Annotated in this window: 12 protein-coding genes; all 12 read right to left on the bottom strand. The window is 41.1% G+C overall.

Translation table 11 applies throughout. The annotated features are described in order from the left end of the window. Window positions 1-20 precede the first annotated feature (20 nt). Window positions 21-1,403: a glycoside hydrolase family 43 protein gene (locus ACJ5H0_RS00330; RefSeq protein WP_172278167.1), complete on the bottom strand. Its 1,383-nt coding sequence runs from the start codon at window positions 1,401-1,403 to the stop codon at window positions 21-23. 8 nt (window positions 1,404-1,411) lie between these two features. Continuing rightward, complete coding sequence (locus tag ACJ5H0_RS00325; RefSeq protein WP_411246684.1) at window positions 1,412-2,818, bottom strand: glycoside hydrolase family 43 protein; 1,407 nt, start codon at window positions 2,816-2,818, stop codon at window positions 1,412-1,414. 13 nt (window positions 2,819-2,831) lie between these two features. After that, complete coding sequence (locus ACJ5H0_RS00320; protein WP_411246683.1) at window positions 2,832-4,103, bottom strand: glycoside hydrolase family 27 protein; 1,272 nt, start codon at window positions 4,101-4,103, stop codon at window positions 2,832-2,834. Next, window positions 4,012-4,857, bottom strand: a complete 846-nt coding sequence (locus ACJ5H0_RS00315; protein ID WP_411246682.1) for an NPCBM/NEW2 domain-containing protein — start codon at window positions 4,855-4,857, stop codon at window positions 4,012-4,014. Before ACJ5H0_RS00315 ends, ACJ5H0_RS00320 begins: the two co-directional genes overlap by 92 nt. 17 nt (window positions 4,858-4,874) lie before the next feature. Further along, window positions 4,875-6,242: a glycoside hydrolase family 43 protein gene (locus ACJ5H0_RS00310; RefSeq protein WP_411246681.1), complete on the bottom strand. Its 1,368-nt coding sequence runs from the start codon at window positions 6,240-6,242 to the stop codon at window positions 4,875-4,877. 16 nt (window positions 6,243-6,258) lie between these two features. Then, complete coding sequence (locus tag ACJ5H0_RS00305) at window positions 6,259-8,706, bottom strand: glycoside hydrolase family 31 protein (RefSeq protein ID WP_411246680.1); 2,448 nt, start codon at window positions 8,704-8,706, stop codon at window positions 6,259-6,261. 49 nt (window positions 8,707-8,755) lie between these two features. Beyond that, window positions 8,756-9,256: an alpha/beta hydrolase gene (locus tag ACJ5H0_RS00300; protein ID WP_411246679.1), complete on the bottom strand. Its 501-nt coding sequence runs from the start codon at window positions 9,254-9,256 to the stop codon at window positions 8,756-8,758. After that, window positions 9,189-10,526 (bottom strand): alpha/beta hydrolase-fold protein, encoded by a 1,338-nt coding sequence (locus ACJ5H0_RS00295; protein WP_411246678.1) that lies wholly within the window; start codon window positions 10,524-10,526, stop codon window positions 9,189-9,191. The genes ACJ5H0_RS00300 and ACJ5H0_RS00295 overlap by 68 nt, the downstream gene beginning before the upstream one ends. Next, window positions 10,471-10,683 carry a hypothetical protein gene (locus ACJ5H0_RS00290; protein ID WP_411246677.1) on the bottom strand — a complete coding sequence of 71 codons (213 nt, stop codon included), beginning with the start codon at window positions 10,681-10,683 and terminating at the stop codon, window positions 10,471-10,473. Before ACJ5H0_RS00290 ends, ACJ5H0_RS00295 begins: the two co-directional genes overlap by 56 nt. 94 nt (window positions 10,684-10,777) lie before the next feature. Further along, entirely contained in the window at window positions 10,778-12,385 is a 1,608-nt protein-coding gene (locus tag ACJ5H0_RS00285; protein ID WP_411246676.1) for a glycoside hydrolase family 43 protein, read from the bottom strand. Between the two features lie 85 nt (window positions 12,386-12,470). After that, window positions 12,471-14,132, bottom strand: a complete 1,662-nt coding sequence (locus tag ACJ5H0_RS00280) for a glycoside hydrolase family 43 protein (RefSeq protein WP_411246675.1) — start codon at window positions 14,130-14,132, stop codon at window positions 12,471-12,473. Window positions 14,133-14,201: 69 nt separating this feature from the next. Continuing rightward, window positions 14,202-16,712 carry a glycoside hydrolase family 95 protein gene (locus ACJ5H0_RS00275; protein ID WP_411246674.1) on the bottom strand — a complete coding sequence of 837 codons (2,511 nt, stop codon included), beginning with the start codon at window positions 16,710-16,712 and terminating at the stop codon, window positions 14,202-14,204. Window positions 16,713-16,715: the final 3 nt, after the last annotated feature.

Here is a 16,715-nt window from a genome sequence, read left to right as displayed (position 1 = left end):
ATATATAAAACTTTTTTTTCTCATAACTCATTATTTTCAAGAAAGGTCCAGTAATCGAAGTACATAATATCTGTTGAGGCTTTGCCATTGAATACAAAATACAGATCATGAATGCCGGTAATTTTTTCAGTAAGCTGAACTTTTACGGTTTCCCAGCGGTCATCCCCACCCGTCATCGGAACCTTTACCGTTGCGGCAACCGGTCCGTTCACAGCATCCAGATGAACGCTCATTGTTACCTCACTGTTATGGGTAGTTCCTACTCTTGCAGAAAAAGCTGCGGCTCCTTTTTTCCGGAAATCCACATTCTTTACACTGGTATAAGCACCATTTTTCTTGGCTTTGATGAAAACACCAGCCTCTTTATTCTGATAGGATTTTACATTTTCTGACCACGCAATCATTTCCGCCTGATTGAATGAATAAGGATTAACTGTTGCGATAGCTTTTGTAATTCCGTTGGTCATTTTAAATGGCGAAATGGATCCGTCTTTATTGAAGGTAAGCTCTTCCAGACTTACCGATCTTGTAAACCCGCTTCCGCCCGGCAATGCACCATTATGATAAAAGAAATACGTTTTCCCCCGGAAATCAATAACACCGGGATGATTGGTGAATGATTTCCCTTCAGTAGGCATTACAATTCCTCCATATTTCCAGGGTCCCTGTGCTGTTTTCCCTGTAGAATAGCCTATGAATTCAGGAAGTGGACCACCCGGCCAGAAAAGATAATACAGGTTTTTCCTTTTGTACAGCCACGGGCCTTCCTCGTATTTTGTGGGTCTTTCCGGATTGGGCTTCCCATCTCTTTTGCCAAATGATTCTTCTGTCATCGGAACTTCTGTAATATTCCCGGAATAGGAGATCATATCTTCATTCAGCTTTACATATTTAAGCTTAGGATTTCCCCAGTACATATGGGCCTGTCCGTCATCATCCACAAAAACGGTGGGATCAATATCTCCCCATTCGCTCTGAACAAGAGGTTTTCCCAGCGGATCATGAAAAGGCCCAAACGGACTGTCGCCAACGGCAACCCCTATAGCGCCTTTGTTATTGGTTTTGGACCACATCGGAACGTATAAAAAAAACTTTCCGTTTCTTTCTACACATTGTGCGGCCCAGGCATCACGTTTTGCCCAGTCGAAATCTTTATACGAGAGAATTGTTCCGTGATCTGTCCAGTTGACCATATCATTGGTGGAATACACTTTCCAGTCGTTCATGGTAAACCAGGTGGAATCATCCTCATCGTGTGTCGTGTACACATACAGCCTGTCATTGTACACCATTGGTGCCGGGTCTGCAGTATAATTGGTCTGAATAATAGGGTTCTGTGCTGATAAACCTTCGGAAAAGCCTATCAGACAAAGCCCCAGTATATATTGTATTGTATTTTTCATAGTCAGTTTTATTTTTTCTGAAAGCTCCAGTAATCGAAATTAAATAATTTTCTTCCTGCCGTAATATTTTTCCCCTGGAACACAAAGTATACATCGTGAACACCGGAAACAGATTCTGAAATTTTTGAGGTCAGGGTTTTGAACTCTTCCCAGCCACCGGTTCTGGGGATCTCAATTTGAGCTATTTTCGGTCCTTTAACATCATCCAGATGAACTTCCAGAATTCCGCCATCAATTCCTGCGGCAACGGAAGCTGAAAATCCTGAAGTTCCCTTTTCAAAATCTACCGAACGGACCCTGATATACCCTCCTGCTCTGGCATCGGAGACATACACTCCGGTTTTCCTGCTTTCGGAAGTGCTGCATTTTTCCGACCATGCCATAGTTTCGGCTTCTGTTCTCTGATATGGATTTAAGGTTCCAGCCGGAGCTACACCTTCTTTGGTCATGGTGATCTTCGGAATAGTCCCGTCAGCATTATATCTGAATTCTTCTACAGCAGTTGAGCGTCCGTAACTTCCTCCGGCCGGCAATAATCCGGTATGGTAAAACAGGTAGGACTTTCCTTTGAAATCGATAATTCCGCCATGGTTGGTAAAGCTGTTAGTAGGCTGATCGGTCATTATTTTCCCCCGATATTTCCACGGCCCGGTTGGCGATGGGCTGGTTGAATAGGATAAACATTCTGTTCTTCCGGTCATTCCGGCGTACATCATATAATATTGATTGTTTCGCTTGTAAAGCCATGGTCCTTCTACATATACATCATCAAATTTTTCCTGCTTTTGCAGAACCTCATCACTTTTCCCGGGACGTCTCAGCCCGCCGAAAGCTTCCACAGATTGTGGAATTTCTGTGATTTTCCCCTGATAGGAAGTCATATCTTTATTGAGCTTCACATAAAATAATTTACTGTTTCCCCAATACAGATAAGCCTGTCCGTCATCATCTATAAAAACCGTCGGGTCAATATTATCCCAGGTTCCGGTTGAAATCAGAGGTTTTCCCAAAGCATCTCTGAAAGGCCCGGTAGGACTGTCAGACACTGCAACCCCAATAGCCATATTGTTGTCAACGGTCTGTACACAGATATACCAGTAGAATTTACCGTTTCTTTCAATACACTGTGCTGCCCAGGCTCTGTCCCGCGCCCAGCTGAAAGACTCTAAAGAAATAGGCGAACCATGGTCTGTATAATTGACCATATCTTCCGTGGAATACACCCTCCATTTGGTCATCGTATAAAAATCAAATCCCGGCTGATCATCCCCTGTATAAACATACATTTTCCCTTTATAGACCATGGGAGCCGGATCTGGTGTAAAATGGGTCTGAATAACCGGATTCTGCGCAGAAATACCAATCCCTGCCAACAGAAAAGAAAGTGTGATATATTTTAAGTTTCGTTGATTCATATCTTAATCTTATTTATTTGAGTGAAATGAATTTATAATAGGCAACGCCATGTGCCGGAATGTCCAATGAAAGACCTTTTTTGTCCGTATTGATTTCTGCAATATCCTTCTGTCTCCAAAGGTCACGAACCGTCTGAACGCCGGAAATTTCTAATTTTTTGAAATCTTTATATGACATTGTCACTTTTTCTCTTCCGAAATTGGCAAAAGCCACCGCTTTGCTTCCGTCCTCCAATTCTTTGACATAAATTCTGAGCTCACCAATAGTCTGCAAACAAACACCCTGTTTTCCCAAAGCATCCTGATTGACGGCAATAACCTCATCATTCGTCAGAAGGTTTAAAGTGAAATCATCCAGCTTCTCAAGGTCACAGCCAATCAGCAACGGGGCTGAAAAAATGCTCCACAGACTCATATGAAGATACTGTTCATCAGGCTTCAACCGACTCTGATGTGGATTTCCCCAACCTACAACACCAACAACCAGCATATCCGGATCGTTCCGGTTTCCGGGTTTCGCAAAAGGAGCCGCTTTATCCTGAGCAAGGGCAATATTCTTTACGCTTGACCAGGTATCTGTAATATCGTTGGTGGTACGCCAGGATTGTGCATTGACCTCATCACCCCACTTCCACACATCGCCCATTCCATATTGGCAGAGGTTGTACACGATGTCTCTCGGCTGCTGTTTCAAAAGGCTTCCCATCAGTTGGAACGGTTTCACGCCTTTATCCGGATCCCCGCCGCCCTGAAAGGCAAGAGAAGGAACTTTATTGGGATCATTATCCGGCAGTCCGTCAATTACACCGCCATAACTGCACCAGTCGTATTTCAGGTAATCAACACCCCATTTGGCGTAGCTTTCAGCATCCTGTTTTTCGTAACCGTAGCTTCCGGCACATCCGCCACAGGTCCATGGACCGGGGGAAGAATAAATTCCCATTTTCAAGCCATTGTTATGCATGTAGTCTGCAAGGCCTTTCATATCGGGAAATTTGGAATTGGTCAGGATATAACCATTTTCATCACGCATTTTTCCGTGGAATGAAGGGTCTTTTCCATCTCTGTTATACTGCCAGGAATCATCGATATTGATATAATTCCAGCCGTGATTGATTAGTCCTGACTTTATAAGAGCATCTGCTGCACGTTTCACTTTATCGGCAGAAACTTCATGTCCGAAGCAGTTCCAACTATTCCAGCCCATTGTTGGCGTGAGAGCGATTCTGTCCCCACATTCTATTTTTAATTTTTTTTGAAGCTGAACCTTTCGTATTTTTAGCATTCAAAGTCACTTCATAACTTCCTTTAGAATCTATTTTTCCAGTGATGATTCCGGTCTCTGAATCTATTGTTAAACCTTTCGGAAGATTTTTCGCCGTAAAAATCATTGGTCTGTCACCCGTTGCTGCAACCCTGAACAGAAAAGGTGAGCCAGGACGAACTCCGTAAACGCCTGCTGAATTAATTTTTGGAGTTGCCGCAGGTTTTGGCGTCAAAATATAAGGTACTGATGAAATCGGGTTAAATGTTGTCAGTTTTGCACCGCCTGCTGTTTCAAACTTAGCATCTGCCCAATCAGCGTGATCATAATAAGGTCCGTTTCCGCCGTCTGTTACGACTAATTCTAATTGTTTTACACCTTCCAGCGAAACAGAAACAGGCTTTGCTTTATCGCCTAATTTCATGACCCCGCTTGACCAAAGTTTTTTGTTGTCGCCATAAATTTCAAATTCGGCAGCGGGATTTTGACCTTTGATTTCATCATCCATTCCCACCATTGCGGTAAAGCTTTTTGCTTTCCCGTTTAATCTAATCAACAAAGAACTTTCAGCGTGAGTTCCGAAACCTCTTTTGAAAACTTCGCCGGCAATGGTTATAGGTTTTCCGTCCACCGAAGTATTGATGCCCGGTTTTCCGTGCCCCTGTGTTACAACGCTCAAATCCAACTGATCTAACCAAACAGTTGACTGCGCCTTGAAAATATTTCCCGACAGCAAAAATGTTACAGCAATTAAAAGTATTTTCGTCTTCAACATTATTTAAAAATTTGGATTTAATTAAATTTCCACCAATCGAAATAGAAAAGGTCTTTTTCTCCTTTAAAAACAAAATATAAATCGTGGATTCCTCTTACACTTTTCAGAGGTGTATTAATAGTCTTATATAAGTCACCCTCACCTTTTCCTGTAACGTTAACAGCGCCAAGCACAGGCCCATTAAGAGCATCTGAACGTACTTCTATTCTTCCTCCATAGAGAGCAGCAACATTCACATCCAAAGATTTTACACCTTTGGAAAAATCTACTCCCTGGATTTTAATATAATCACCATTGTTAATTGAGGTAACGATGATGCGGTCTGTAATTTTTTTACCTCTGTTATAGGGTTGATTACGTTCCCATTCTGTGACCATTTCTGTTTTCAGGCCTTCACTGTAAGCCATCGTTTCTGCTTCAACTTTTTTATAAGGATCCAGAGTACCCACTCTTTTTGCGCCATCCGCAGTCCAGAAAGGAAGCTTCTGAATGGTTCCATCTGCATTGTAGGTAATTTCTGTGACACTGACAGATCGGCGTTCGTAATGCTTGCTCATGGTCTGCATCCTAAGCATATGGTTGAATCCGAAAACATAAGATCTGCCTTTGAAATCTATAATACCGGGATGATTTCCGCTGGATCTCTGGTCGCCATCCATAATCACGCCTCCATAATTCCAGGGTCCTGTCGGTGATTTTGCCATGGCGTAACCAATCCCTTCCGGGCAGCATTTTGATGCATAAGCCATATAATAATGGTTATTTTTTTTCCAAACCCAAGGTCCTTCCTGATATTTGAAAGGATCTGGCTGATCTTTCACCTTCGCAAATGAAGGGTCCTTGGTGATTGGTCCGGCAAGAGATATCATATCTTCATTCAGTTTAGCATACCAAAGATTGGGATTTCCCCAGTACAGATAAGCCTGCCCGTCGTCGTCAATTAAAACTGTGGGATCGATGTCATCCAGAGAATTTTTGATCAAAGGCTTGCCAATAGGATCGGTGAAAGGGCCGTATGGACTGTCCGCCACTAAAACACCAATCCCCATATTGTTCGGCATTGGACAATACATATAGAATTTACCGTTTCTTTCGACAACCTGTGGTGCCCAGGCACCGTTGTCGGTATTTACCCATTTAAAATCTTTGAGCGAAGCCACTACACCGTGGTCTGTCCAATTGACCATATCTGTAGAAGTGTATAATAACCAGTCTTTCATTTTGAATCCGAAAGCATCATCCTCATCATGGCTGGTATAAAGAAAAACCGTATCTCTGTAAACCATTGGTGCCGGGTCTGCAGTATACTTGGTTTGAATGATCGGATTTTGAGCGAAAGAAATCTGAAAAAACCCTAAAACCATTATTAAAATTAAAAACCTCATAATCAATACTTTAATGTTATTTCAAGCTTATGTTTATCTTTTTTCCGGCATAATCCACCGATTTCTGTCGGCCATCAGGAAGAATCAGATTAAAACTCCTTGTCTCAATCATTCCTTTGTACTTCCCTTTCCGGGCAGCTATCGTCAATGTTTTTGATTTTTCGTTCCAGTGAAAAGGTATTTCTGTATAGAATCCTTTTTCGTAATTATAGTTATCGAATTCATCTTCGTATACAATGAAATCGGTATCGCTTCCCGGATAAACTTTTATGGTAAGATGATCCCATTTTTTCTCCGTTGCATATTGTACATCGGGGCCTAACGGAATGATACTTCCTGCTTTTACATATAAAGGAATCGTCTGAAGATTAACAGATTTCTGAATTTCTTTCCCTCCACTGTATTTTTCATTAGTCCAGAAATCAAACCAATCTGTTCCATCCGGAAGGTAAACTTTCACGCTTTTGTTTTGAGTAAAATCTATATTTGAGACCGAGTTATCCTTATTGCTGTCGGTTTTATTCCAACCTTCATTTTCATCAGTTTTAACTGCTTTTTCAGGGGTATATTGGGCATTGAGAACCGGTGCCACCAGCAATGATTTTCCAAAAAGATATTCGTTATTCATATCCCATGTTTTTTTGTCTGAAGGAAAATCCATGGAAAGGGCTCTCATAAAACTGGATCCGTTTTTTGAAACATCATGGGAAACAGAATAGATATACGGTAACATACTGTAACGCAGTCTGATGAATTTTTCTATCGCATCATAAACAATGTCTCCTTTATTCCCAAACTGATAAATTTCCCTCGCAACATCAGTTCCATGTGAGCGCATCATCGGTGTAAAGGTTCCATACTGCAGCCATCGGACATACAGTTCCTGGAACATTGGATTTTTTGAACCTCCATTTCTTTTGTAAGTACCAGCAAAGAAACCGCCGATGTCAGAGTTGAAATTCGGATTTCCTGTAAGACTGAAATTCAATCCTGCCGGCACCTGTTTGCGCAATGTTTCCCAGGAAGAATTGACATCTCCGGACCAGGTGTTGGCGGCATATCGCTGCTGGCCTGCAAATGCTGACCTTGTTAAAATAAAAACCCTTCTATCACTGGTGGTTTCACGCTGATGATCGTAAACACCACCTACCGTCATCAGCGGATACGCGTTTCTTACTTTTCTGAATGAGCCAAGGTAGGTTTTAGTGTCCAGATCTTCTGCTTTCTGGCTGAGATGATCGGGTTCTGTTGAGTCCATCCACCAGGAATCTACACCAAGGCTGAAAACGCCTTTGTTCAGGTATTTCCAATATATATTTCTGGCTTCAGGATTGTACGCATCATAAACACGGACACCGGAAGGATAATTCATATCAGGAGGCCAGACATCACGGCCTGATTCAGGCCATGTACTGATGTTGAAAAGCATTCCCTTTGAATCCATTTCATGGTATTGCCTGGTCATTGGCCCGAATGACGACCAGATGGAAACCGAAAGATGGGCATTCATATCATGGATATCCTGTATCATTTTTTTAGCATCCGGAAAATCGGGACTGATAAAGTCCATGGCGTTCCACTGATAATTGTTTCCCCAGTATTGCCAATCCTGTATGATTCCGTCTAAAGGGACTTTCAGATCGCGGTATTTTTTAACCACATCTGTCAGTTCATCCTGGCTTTTGTAACGTTCTTTGCTTTGCCAGTAGCCATATGTCCATAAAGGAAGCATGGGTACATTTCCTGTAAGGTCACGCATTCCGGCAACGACTCCATCGGCATTTTTACCATAGATAAAATAATAATCTATACCATCTCCCACTTCTGATGAAAAGGATGTTTTCTGAGGCGTATCCGTAAATTGTGTTGGTGAATAGTTATCCCAAAAAACACCATATCCTTTTACAGACTGGAAAAAAGGCACAAAATCCCAGGTATTATTCTGAATCATTTTTACATCGGTATTCCGCTGGGACATTTTTTCATTTTGCAGAATTCCCAGACCGTAAATAGGTTCGTCTTTTTCAAGCTGAAAATCCTGTCTTATAGAATAAGTCTGCGTTCCGGCATCATTGAATGGCTTGAAGTCATTTGCGGTTTCTTTCAAAAGCTCCTTTCCGGATGGTAATGTATAAGTGATCACTCCATTTTTAGTATTAATAGAAAGCAGGAGGTCATTTGTTTTTAATGAAATAACATTATTTTTTTCTGAAACTGAGAATTTGATTTTCTGCTCCTGTTTAATGACCGACAAACTATTTTTGACAAATGATTTTCCGGCGGGATATTTAATAACCCTGATCGTATTTTCTCCATAAAATTTCACTTCAACATTCATATGATCAGCAGAAAACTTCAATCCTGAATCTGTTTTCTGATAAGCCTGTGCACTGACATTTACCATTCCGGAAAACATGATGACCGTAATGATAGAAGTTTTGGTGTTTATCTTTGTAAAGCCCATTTTATTTCAGATTTGAATTACTTTTCTTTATGCCTTTGACTTAAAAACATTATTTAAAAAGTACCTGGGCAAACTGATGCAGACTATTTCTCCAAACCGGCCATGTGTGGCCTCCCGGATAATCTGTGTACGTATATTTAATTCCGGTTTTATCCAGTTCTTTCAACATTTTCTGACCGTTTTCATAAGCAATATCATCTTTTCCGCCCATTGAAATCCAGAAATTTCTGATGTTGGATGAAAAAGCAGATTTATTTTCATTTAAAAATTTGTACTGTTTATCAGCAACATCCTGAAGCATTGGCAACATATATCCTGAGCTGAAAACTCCCAGACCGGAAAACATATCTGAATTCTGAATTCCGGCATACAGTGTATAAATTCCACCCATGGAAAGTCCTGCCAACGCACGGTTTTCTTTACCTTTTTTTATCCTGTAATTAGATTCGGCAAACGGAATGATGGATTCCTTCAGCTCTTTTTCAAACATCTGAAGATTGCGTTCTCCAAAGTTTCGGATTCCGCCCTGTCCGATATTCGCATCCGGCATAATGATGACCATTTTTTTTTGCCTTTCCTTCTGCAATCAGATTGTCCAGAATCAGATTGGTCTTGCCCTGGTTAGCCCAGCCGCTTTCATCTTCACCGCCGCCATGTAAAATATACAGTGCAGGATAAGATTCAGCAGGATTCTGGTCGTAACCCGGTGGCGTGTAAATAAAAATTCTTCTCCAGGAATTGGTGACTTTGGAATAGAAATTTTTAATACGGATATCTCCATGAGGGACGTCTTTTAATGCATAGAAATCATCTCCTTCGAAAGGAATATCTATTCCACTGGCATACCTTCCCATTCCGTAGAATGTTTCGCTGGACGGATCTGCAACCGCAACCCCATCAATCAGCAGGGAATAATAATGGAAGCTTCCGCTTTGCGGATCAGTTGTACCTGTCCAGAAGCCATCAGCATCTTTTTTCAGATCGTATTTTTTTCCTAAATCGATCTGAACTTTTTGCGCTTCCGGTGCCTTCACTTTGAACATCACCCTTCCATCGGGAAGGATCTGAGGATACCGGGCATTTCTGATATTGGTTGCTGCAGGAGTTCCCAAAACGGTAAATCCTTCAAACTTGGTTTTATCAACAGGCTTAAACAGTAGCTGTGAAAAGATGTATAAATCATTTTTCCAAACCTTAAAATCGTGACCGCCCGGTTCTATATAAAAGATATGAGGGATTTTATTTTTTCTCAGATAATCGCTCGTTCTTTTGCTGAAAGGCATCAGCCCGTCTGCATCACCACAGGAAATAAAGATCAGCTTCAGCTTTAACGCATCCTGTGGATTGGGTAAAAGCTTATTGGGTTCTTTTGTATTGGGTGCAGAAGAAAATGCGCCGAGCCAGGCAAACTTATCAATGTTTCCGAAAGCAAAATTCTGTGTCTGTCCGCCTCCCATTGACAATCCTGCCAAAGCACGGTTGTCACGGTCTTTTTTAACCGGATATTTTTTCTCTACAAACGGAATCAGGTCAGTCAGCAAATCTTTTTCAAAAGTTGCAAAAGCTTCCACTTTATCCTGAGCCATTATATTTCCTGTTGCTCTGTCATCCTTCATTGCACGGCCGTTGGGAAGTACAACAATCATCGGCTGCAGTTTTCCCTGTGCATACAGATTGTCCAGAATAATATTGGGTTTTCCCTGGTTGAACCACTCTTTTTCATCCCCGCCAATTCCGTGAAGAAGATAAAGAACGGGATATTTTTCATTTTTTTTTGAAACCCGGGGGTGTGTAAACCAAAGCTTTTCTTGTTGTTCCAACAGTTTTTGACGGATATTGAATTGTGTCAATTTTTCCGTGGGAAACAGCAGCATTTTCCACATCGAAACCCTGCGGTGCCTGTTGATCAAGGGTTTGTGCGGAAACAAACATTCCCGACAAAACAAGTCCTAAAGCCAATATAACTGATTTATTCATGATTTTTATTTGTATTTTTTACACTTATTAATTGAGATAAAAAAATAATAGCGTATATTTTATTTACTGTTTACAACAGACTTTTATCTGATTCTTATTTTCCGACTTCAGTGACTCTGAAAAAATCCACATCTACGAAGCCTCCGGTATTTTTAGTGGCATAATTGAAAACTGCGAATTTTGATCCCATAAAAAATCTACGGTAATCAAAGATCATTTTGTAATCTTTTGCCATTTCCGTCCAGTTCTTCTGATCAGTACTGTAATAAAAGTCTGCAAGATCTTTCCCGAGGTTAAAATCAGCATCGATACGAAGAAAAACTTTATCAGAATTAAGAGGAATCCGTTTTTTTTCTTCTTTTTTAACCCCTGTAATGGCTTTTGTTTTACTATCCAGGCTCACTTCGTTGGTTGAAAAAACAATGAATTTTTCTTCACCTTCCTTTACTACTGACAAAATCCCGGAATCCCCGTTGAAGGCACTGAAACCTGCTACATCTCCATCTTTCATTCCTTTAAGTTCCATTGCGACAACTGCTGAAGAAGTCGGACCCTCCATTCTCTGGGTCAAAGTGTTGGGAGCCGCGTACAGATTGTCTACCACTCTGCTGGTTTTCAGTCTCAGAAAGCCTTTTCTTTCAGATAAAGACCATGCTTCATTCACCGGATTATGATTCCATTGCCACTGGATTTTCATTGTTTTACCAGAGAACTCATCGCTTTCCACCAGATGATTTTTGGGTTTGAACGGCGGAAGCGGAACTTCTCCTTTCAAAGGAACTTTTCCGTTATCTCCCAATACCGGCCAGTCGTTTTCCCATTGAACAGGCAGAAGCAACGGAACTCGTCCCACTCCGTTTCTGTCCTGGAAAATAAGGGAATACCAGTTTCCGTTTTTATCATCTATCAAAGCGCCCTGACCTGCATAGGAAAATCCTAAAAAATTATCTTCCAGAATTACTTTTTTCTCGTAAGGACCTGTCACTTTATCTGCCCTGTAGACTACCTGGCGGCGTTTTCCGTTTCTTGGCCATGATATCATCATCATATAATATTTTCCGTTTCTTTTGATGATCTGATTACCTTCCAGAAGTCCGGTTTCCGAAGCATCTTTCTGAAATACCTCAGTTCCATCCGGATTTCCGATCACTTCTTTAAAATCAGGACTCAGTTCAAAAACTTTATTGGAAGTGAAAACATATATCCTGTCATCATCATCAAAAAACAAAGACGCATCATGAAAATGCCGTGTTCTGGTGATGAGTTTCCATTTTCCCTTTTCGGGATGATCAGTCACATAGAAATAGGATTTGAAAGGTTCATCATTCGGAGAAAACAAAACGTAATATTTCCCTTTATGGTAGCGAATTGATGAAGCCCATTGGCCTCTGCCGTAAACGGTTCCGTTCAATAAATCATATTTCGAGTTGTCGTTCAAAGTGTCAAAAACATACCCGGACATTTCCCAATGTACCAGATCTCTGGAATGCATTACCGGAGCTCCGGGCATCAGATGCATGGTGGTACTGATCAGGTAAAAATCATTTCCGTTTCTGGTAATGGATAGATCCGGTGCATCTGCCCAGATGATGGGATTGGTAAAAGTTGTACTCTGCTTTCCGGAAGAGTTTACCTGGGCTGAAAGAAGATTCAGCCCGATAAACCCCAAAAAAGAAACTATATAAGATATTTTGATTTTCAAAATGTATGTGATGTTTGGTTTTACTCTTAGTTTTTCATTTTAAAACACTTAATCTTTGTCATTAAGTATCTTTTCTAATGTCCTACTATTGCGGGATAATATCATTGGAAGAAGTACTGTACAGTCCGATAAGACTCCCCGTAAAACCTCCCGCTACATCAGTAGAAAGTATATCTCCTGAAACTTGTCCTCCCAGATTTTTGAAGTTTTTGCCATCCAAAGAATAATTGAAGCTAATTTCATCTTTTTCTCCTGTAGCCTGAAATTTGATAGTCTTTGAAAGTGAAATTTTTTCGCTTGCAATCAATTTTGATTGGCCTTTTTCTGTTCTTTCCAATACGATATAGAAATCTTTATCTTTTTTGGTAATTCCGAAAACGTAATTGAATGTTTCGCTTTGGTAGAGGGTAATTCCAGCCAATTCTTTTTCCGATTTTGGTTTATAATCCAAGGTTACGGAAGTTTCAAAATCTTCGTGCTGTAATCTGTGGAACAAAGATGAAACCGGAGCCAACGCTTTGATATTCGTTTCCATTGGGTTCACTTTTACACCATTTTTTGTTGCTGTAATGAAGTTTTCACGAGGACCACGCATCGCAATCCAACGGAAATCGAGGTTTTTATCGGTTAGTTTATCGTTGTATTTAAAGTTGCCGTTCGGGAAAAATCCGTTTTGCCCGGTTTGATTCTGAACGCCTTGTGGCATTTTCAATTTTGGTTTCATCGGAACCAGACCATTTTGGAAAACAGGATACGTTCCGCTCCAGTCTACAGGAAGAATGAAAGTTTCGCGGCCTTTGGTAACACGGTTGTTTACATTCGGACGAATTGCTAAAAATACGCCATACCATTGTCCGTTCGGACCTTCTACCAAATCTGCATGACCTGCCCAATCCACTTTTTCCTTTCTGTCTCTCGGAAAATATCTTTGCGTAAGAATCGGATTATTTTTAGCGGGAACAAATGGTCCTTTCGGAGAATCTGCCATAAAAATCACTTCGCTATGGTTGCCTCCGGTTCCGCCTTCTGCACACATCAGGTAATATTTCCCTTTGTATTTGTACAAATGCGGACCTTCAATCCAAATGGGTTTTTGAGAAAGGTCGACTCCACCGTTTACAATAATTCTGTCTGAACCTGCCACAACCTGATCTTTTTCAAGGTCGTAATCCCACATTTTAATAACACGGTGACCTTGATACTGTTCGGTTCCTTGTGGTGGCGCGTCGTTGTGAACGATGTAAGCTTTTCCGTCATCATCAAAGAAAATGGCAGGATCAATACCATCAAAATTCAGTTTCTGGACTTCGCTCCACCCTTTTGCCGGATCTTTGGTTTTTACGACCATATTTCCGATACCGCCTGCAATCTGGGTAGTGATCATATAAAATGTATCGTTGTGTTTATTGTATTTGATATCAGGCGCATAAATTCCATGAGAAACACCTCCTTTTTCCACCTTTAACTGAGAAGGTCTGTCGAGAACGTGTCCAACCTGCTTCCAATTGACCAAATCCTTGGAAGTGAAGATCGGAACACCAGGAAACATTGAGAAAGAAGAGTTTACCAGGTAATAATCATCACCTTTTTTGGTAATGCTGGGATCGGGATAACAACCCTGCAAAATCGGAGAATAGAACTCGTCCGGCTTAAGAGGGTTGTCATTATATATTTTATCGTTTCCATGGTAGTTGAAGTCGGAAAAAGTCTGTGCAGAGAGGTTACTGATGGAAAGTAAAGCCGCCACTGCAATGACATGGGTTTTATTTCTTAAAAAAAACAGGATTCATTAGACTCTTTTTCATATATAGATTTTTTAGTTTTTATTGTAAATAGATTTAGTTTCGGATTGTCTTTCAGAGCTTTTATCACTCCTTCTTAATGTATATACCTTCCCTGCTTCAGTCGGGAAATCATAGATAAGATCAGTTTTAATTTCAACAGGATTCAATTTTGCTTTGTCAGAAATCAGAGGTTTCGGAGTTTCCGGAATTTCAAAAAAAGAGTTCGGGTTTTTACCTTCTGCTTTTTTCAGTTTTGTGTTTCCGGAAAGCTGCATTTCGTTCGGAATCCTTATTCTGCAGTTTCCTCCCAATCCGGATTTTATAGTGATTTCTTTAGCTTTGTTGTTTTCCCAGGTAATACTGATCTCGAAACCTCCATACGTTTTCAGCCCGGAAATGCTGCCGTTTTTCCACTCACCCGGAAGTGCGGGAAGAATATCTATGAAACCATTTTGAGTCTGCAGAAGCATTTCGGTAATCCCGGAAGTACAGCCGAAATTTCCATCAATCTGGAATGGCGGATGGGCATCGAAAAGATTCGGATATGTTCCGCCTTTGCTGCCCCAACCGTCTTTTTCCACCAGCGTTAACTGATCTTTGATTAATTTATTGGCGTGATTTCCGTCTAATAACTTAGCCCAGAGATTGACTTTCCAGCCCATTGACCAGCCTGTGGATACATCACCACGGTGAACGAGTACGGTTCTGGAGGCGTCCAGCAATTCCGGTGTGGTAAAGGGACTGATCTGGTTGGAAGGAAATAATCCGTACAAATGGGAAACATGTCTGTGGTTACCTTTAGGATCGTCCAGGTCTTCCATCCATTCCTGCAATTGTCCGTAACTTCCGATTTTCATCGGTGGTAATTTTGAAATAATAGTGTTCCAGACCTGAATTTTATCTGAATCTGTATTGAGAATCTGTGCCGCCTTTTTTGTTTTGGTGAACAGATCGAACATCAACTGATTGTCCATTGTATTTCCCGCTGCCAGGGCACTTCCCTGGTGTCCCTGCGGAATATTTTCGGGAGACATTGACGGACTTACCACCAGCCAGTGATGTGCAGGCTCTTCAATCAGAAAATCTTCATAAAACTGTACTGCAGATTTCAGAACAGGATAAATGGCTCGCAGATAGTTTTTGTCTCCGCTGTATAAATATTTTTCCCACAAATGCTGTGAAAGCCAGGCTCCGCCCATCGGCCACATTCCGGCATTGGCAAAATCCACCACCCCTGTTATTCTCCAGATATCGGTGTTATGATGTGCTACCCAGCCACGGCTGTTGTACATTGTTTTTGCCGTTTCTTTTCCTGTTTCGCTCAAATCTTTTATCATCCGGATCAATGGTTCATACATTTCAGGAAGGTTGGTCTTTTCCGCCGGCCAATAATTCATTTCCGTATTAATGTTAATCGTATACTTGCTGTCCCAGGCCGGTTTATTGGAATTGTTCCAGATCCCCTGCAAATTCGCAGGCTGGCCACCCGGCTGAGAGGAAGAAATCAGGAGATAACGCCCGAACTGATAATATAATGAAATAAGTTCCGGATCATAGCCCGTTGCAAAATTTTTAATACGGACATCTGTAGGATTTTTTGCTGCTTCGGAAGTTCCTAAATTCAGATCTACTCTTTTGAAATAGTTCTGATAAGCATTCAGATGGTTTTGAACTAAAGTTTTGAAACTTTTATTTGCTGCTGCTTCAATATACTTTCTGGCTTTTGCAACCTCGTCTGTATTTAAATTTTTGTAGTCTGTAAAATTAGTGGCCATTGCAATAAGAATCGTAACCTCATGAGCATTGCTTACCGAAATTCCGCTCTCTGAGATCTGAGTTTTGCCACCTTTGGTCATGAGTTTTGCCAGTGCACTGAACTTCACCTGCCCCTGAATGCCGTCTAATGTGGAAGAAACCCCATCCATCTGTAAAGTAGTGGCATCAATGGCTTTGACTTCCTTTTTGAGCTCGCTGTTGAATTTTGCTGTAAAGTTTAATGCATTTTTGTGATCTGAGCTTAATTTAATGACAATCACATGATCAGGAATTGAGGCGAAAACTTCTCTTTTAAAATTAACGCCATCAGAGGTAAATGTAGTGGTTGCGATTGCTTTTTCAATGTCCAGTTCTCTGTAATAATTTCTGATATCCTTGAGGTTATTGAAATCCAGCGTAAAATCACCAATATTCTGGAATGCCGAACCGTGAACTGTTTTCGCTGTTAATCCCTTATCCGCAAGGATCTGGGCTCTTTTAAAGTTTCCGTTGAAAATATAATACCGAATTGAATCCAGAACTTTTGGAGCATCCGAATTATCATTTCGGGAAGGGCCTCCGGACCAGAATGTCCCTTCGTTCAACTGAAGCTTTTCCTGATAAGGGTCTCCATAGACCATAGCTGCAATGTTTCCGTTTCCTACCGGTAAAGCTTCCACCCATTGTTTTGCGGGCTTGTCATACCACAGCTTATACTTTCCTCCTTTCTGGGCAAAGGAAAATATACTGATCAGAAGACCTATGGTGATGTAAAACCCGGATTTCATTTT

It is taken from the genome of Chryseobacterium proteolyticum, from assembly GCF_046591535.1.
Taxonomy (GTDB): Bacteria; Bacteroidota; Bacteroidia; order Flavobacteriales; family Weeksellaceae; genus Chryseobacterium; species Chryseobacterium proteolyticum.
The sequence above is the reverse complement of the archived record's forward strand: the minus strand, read 5'-3'. Positions and strand labels throughout refer to the sequence as shown.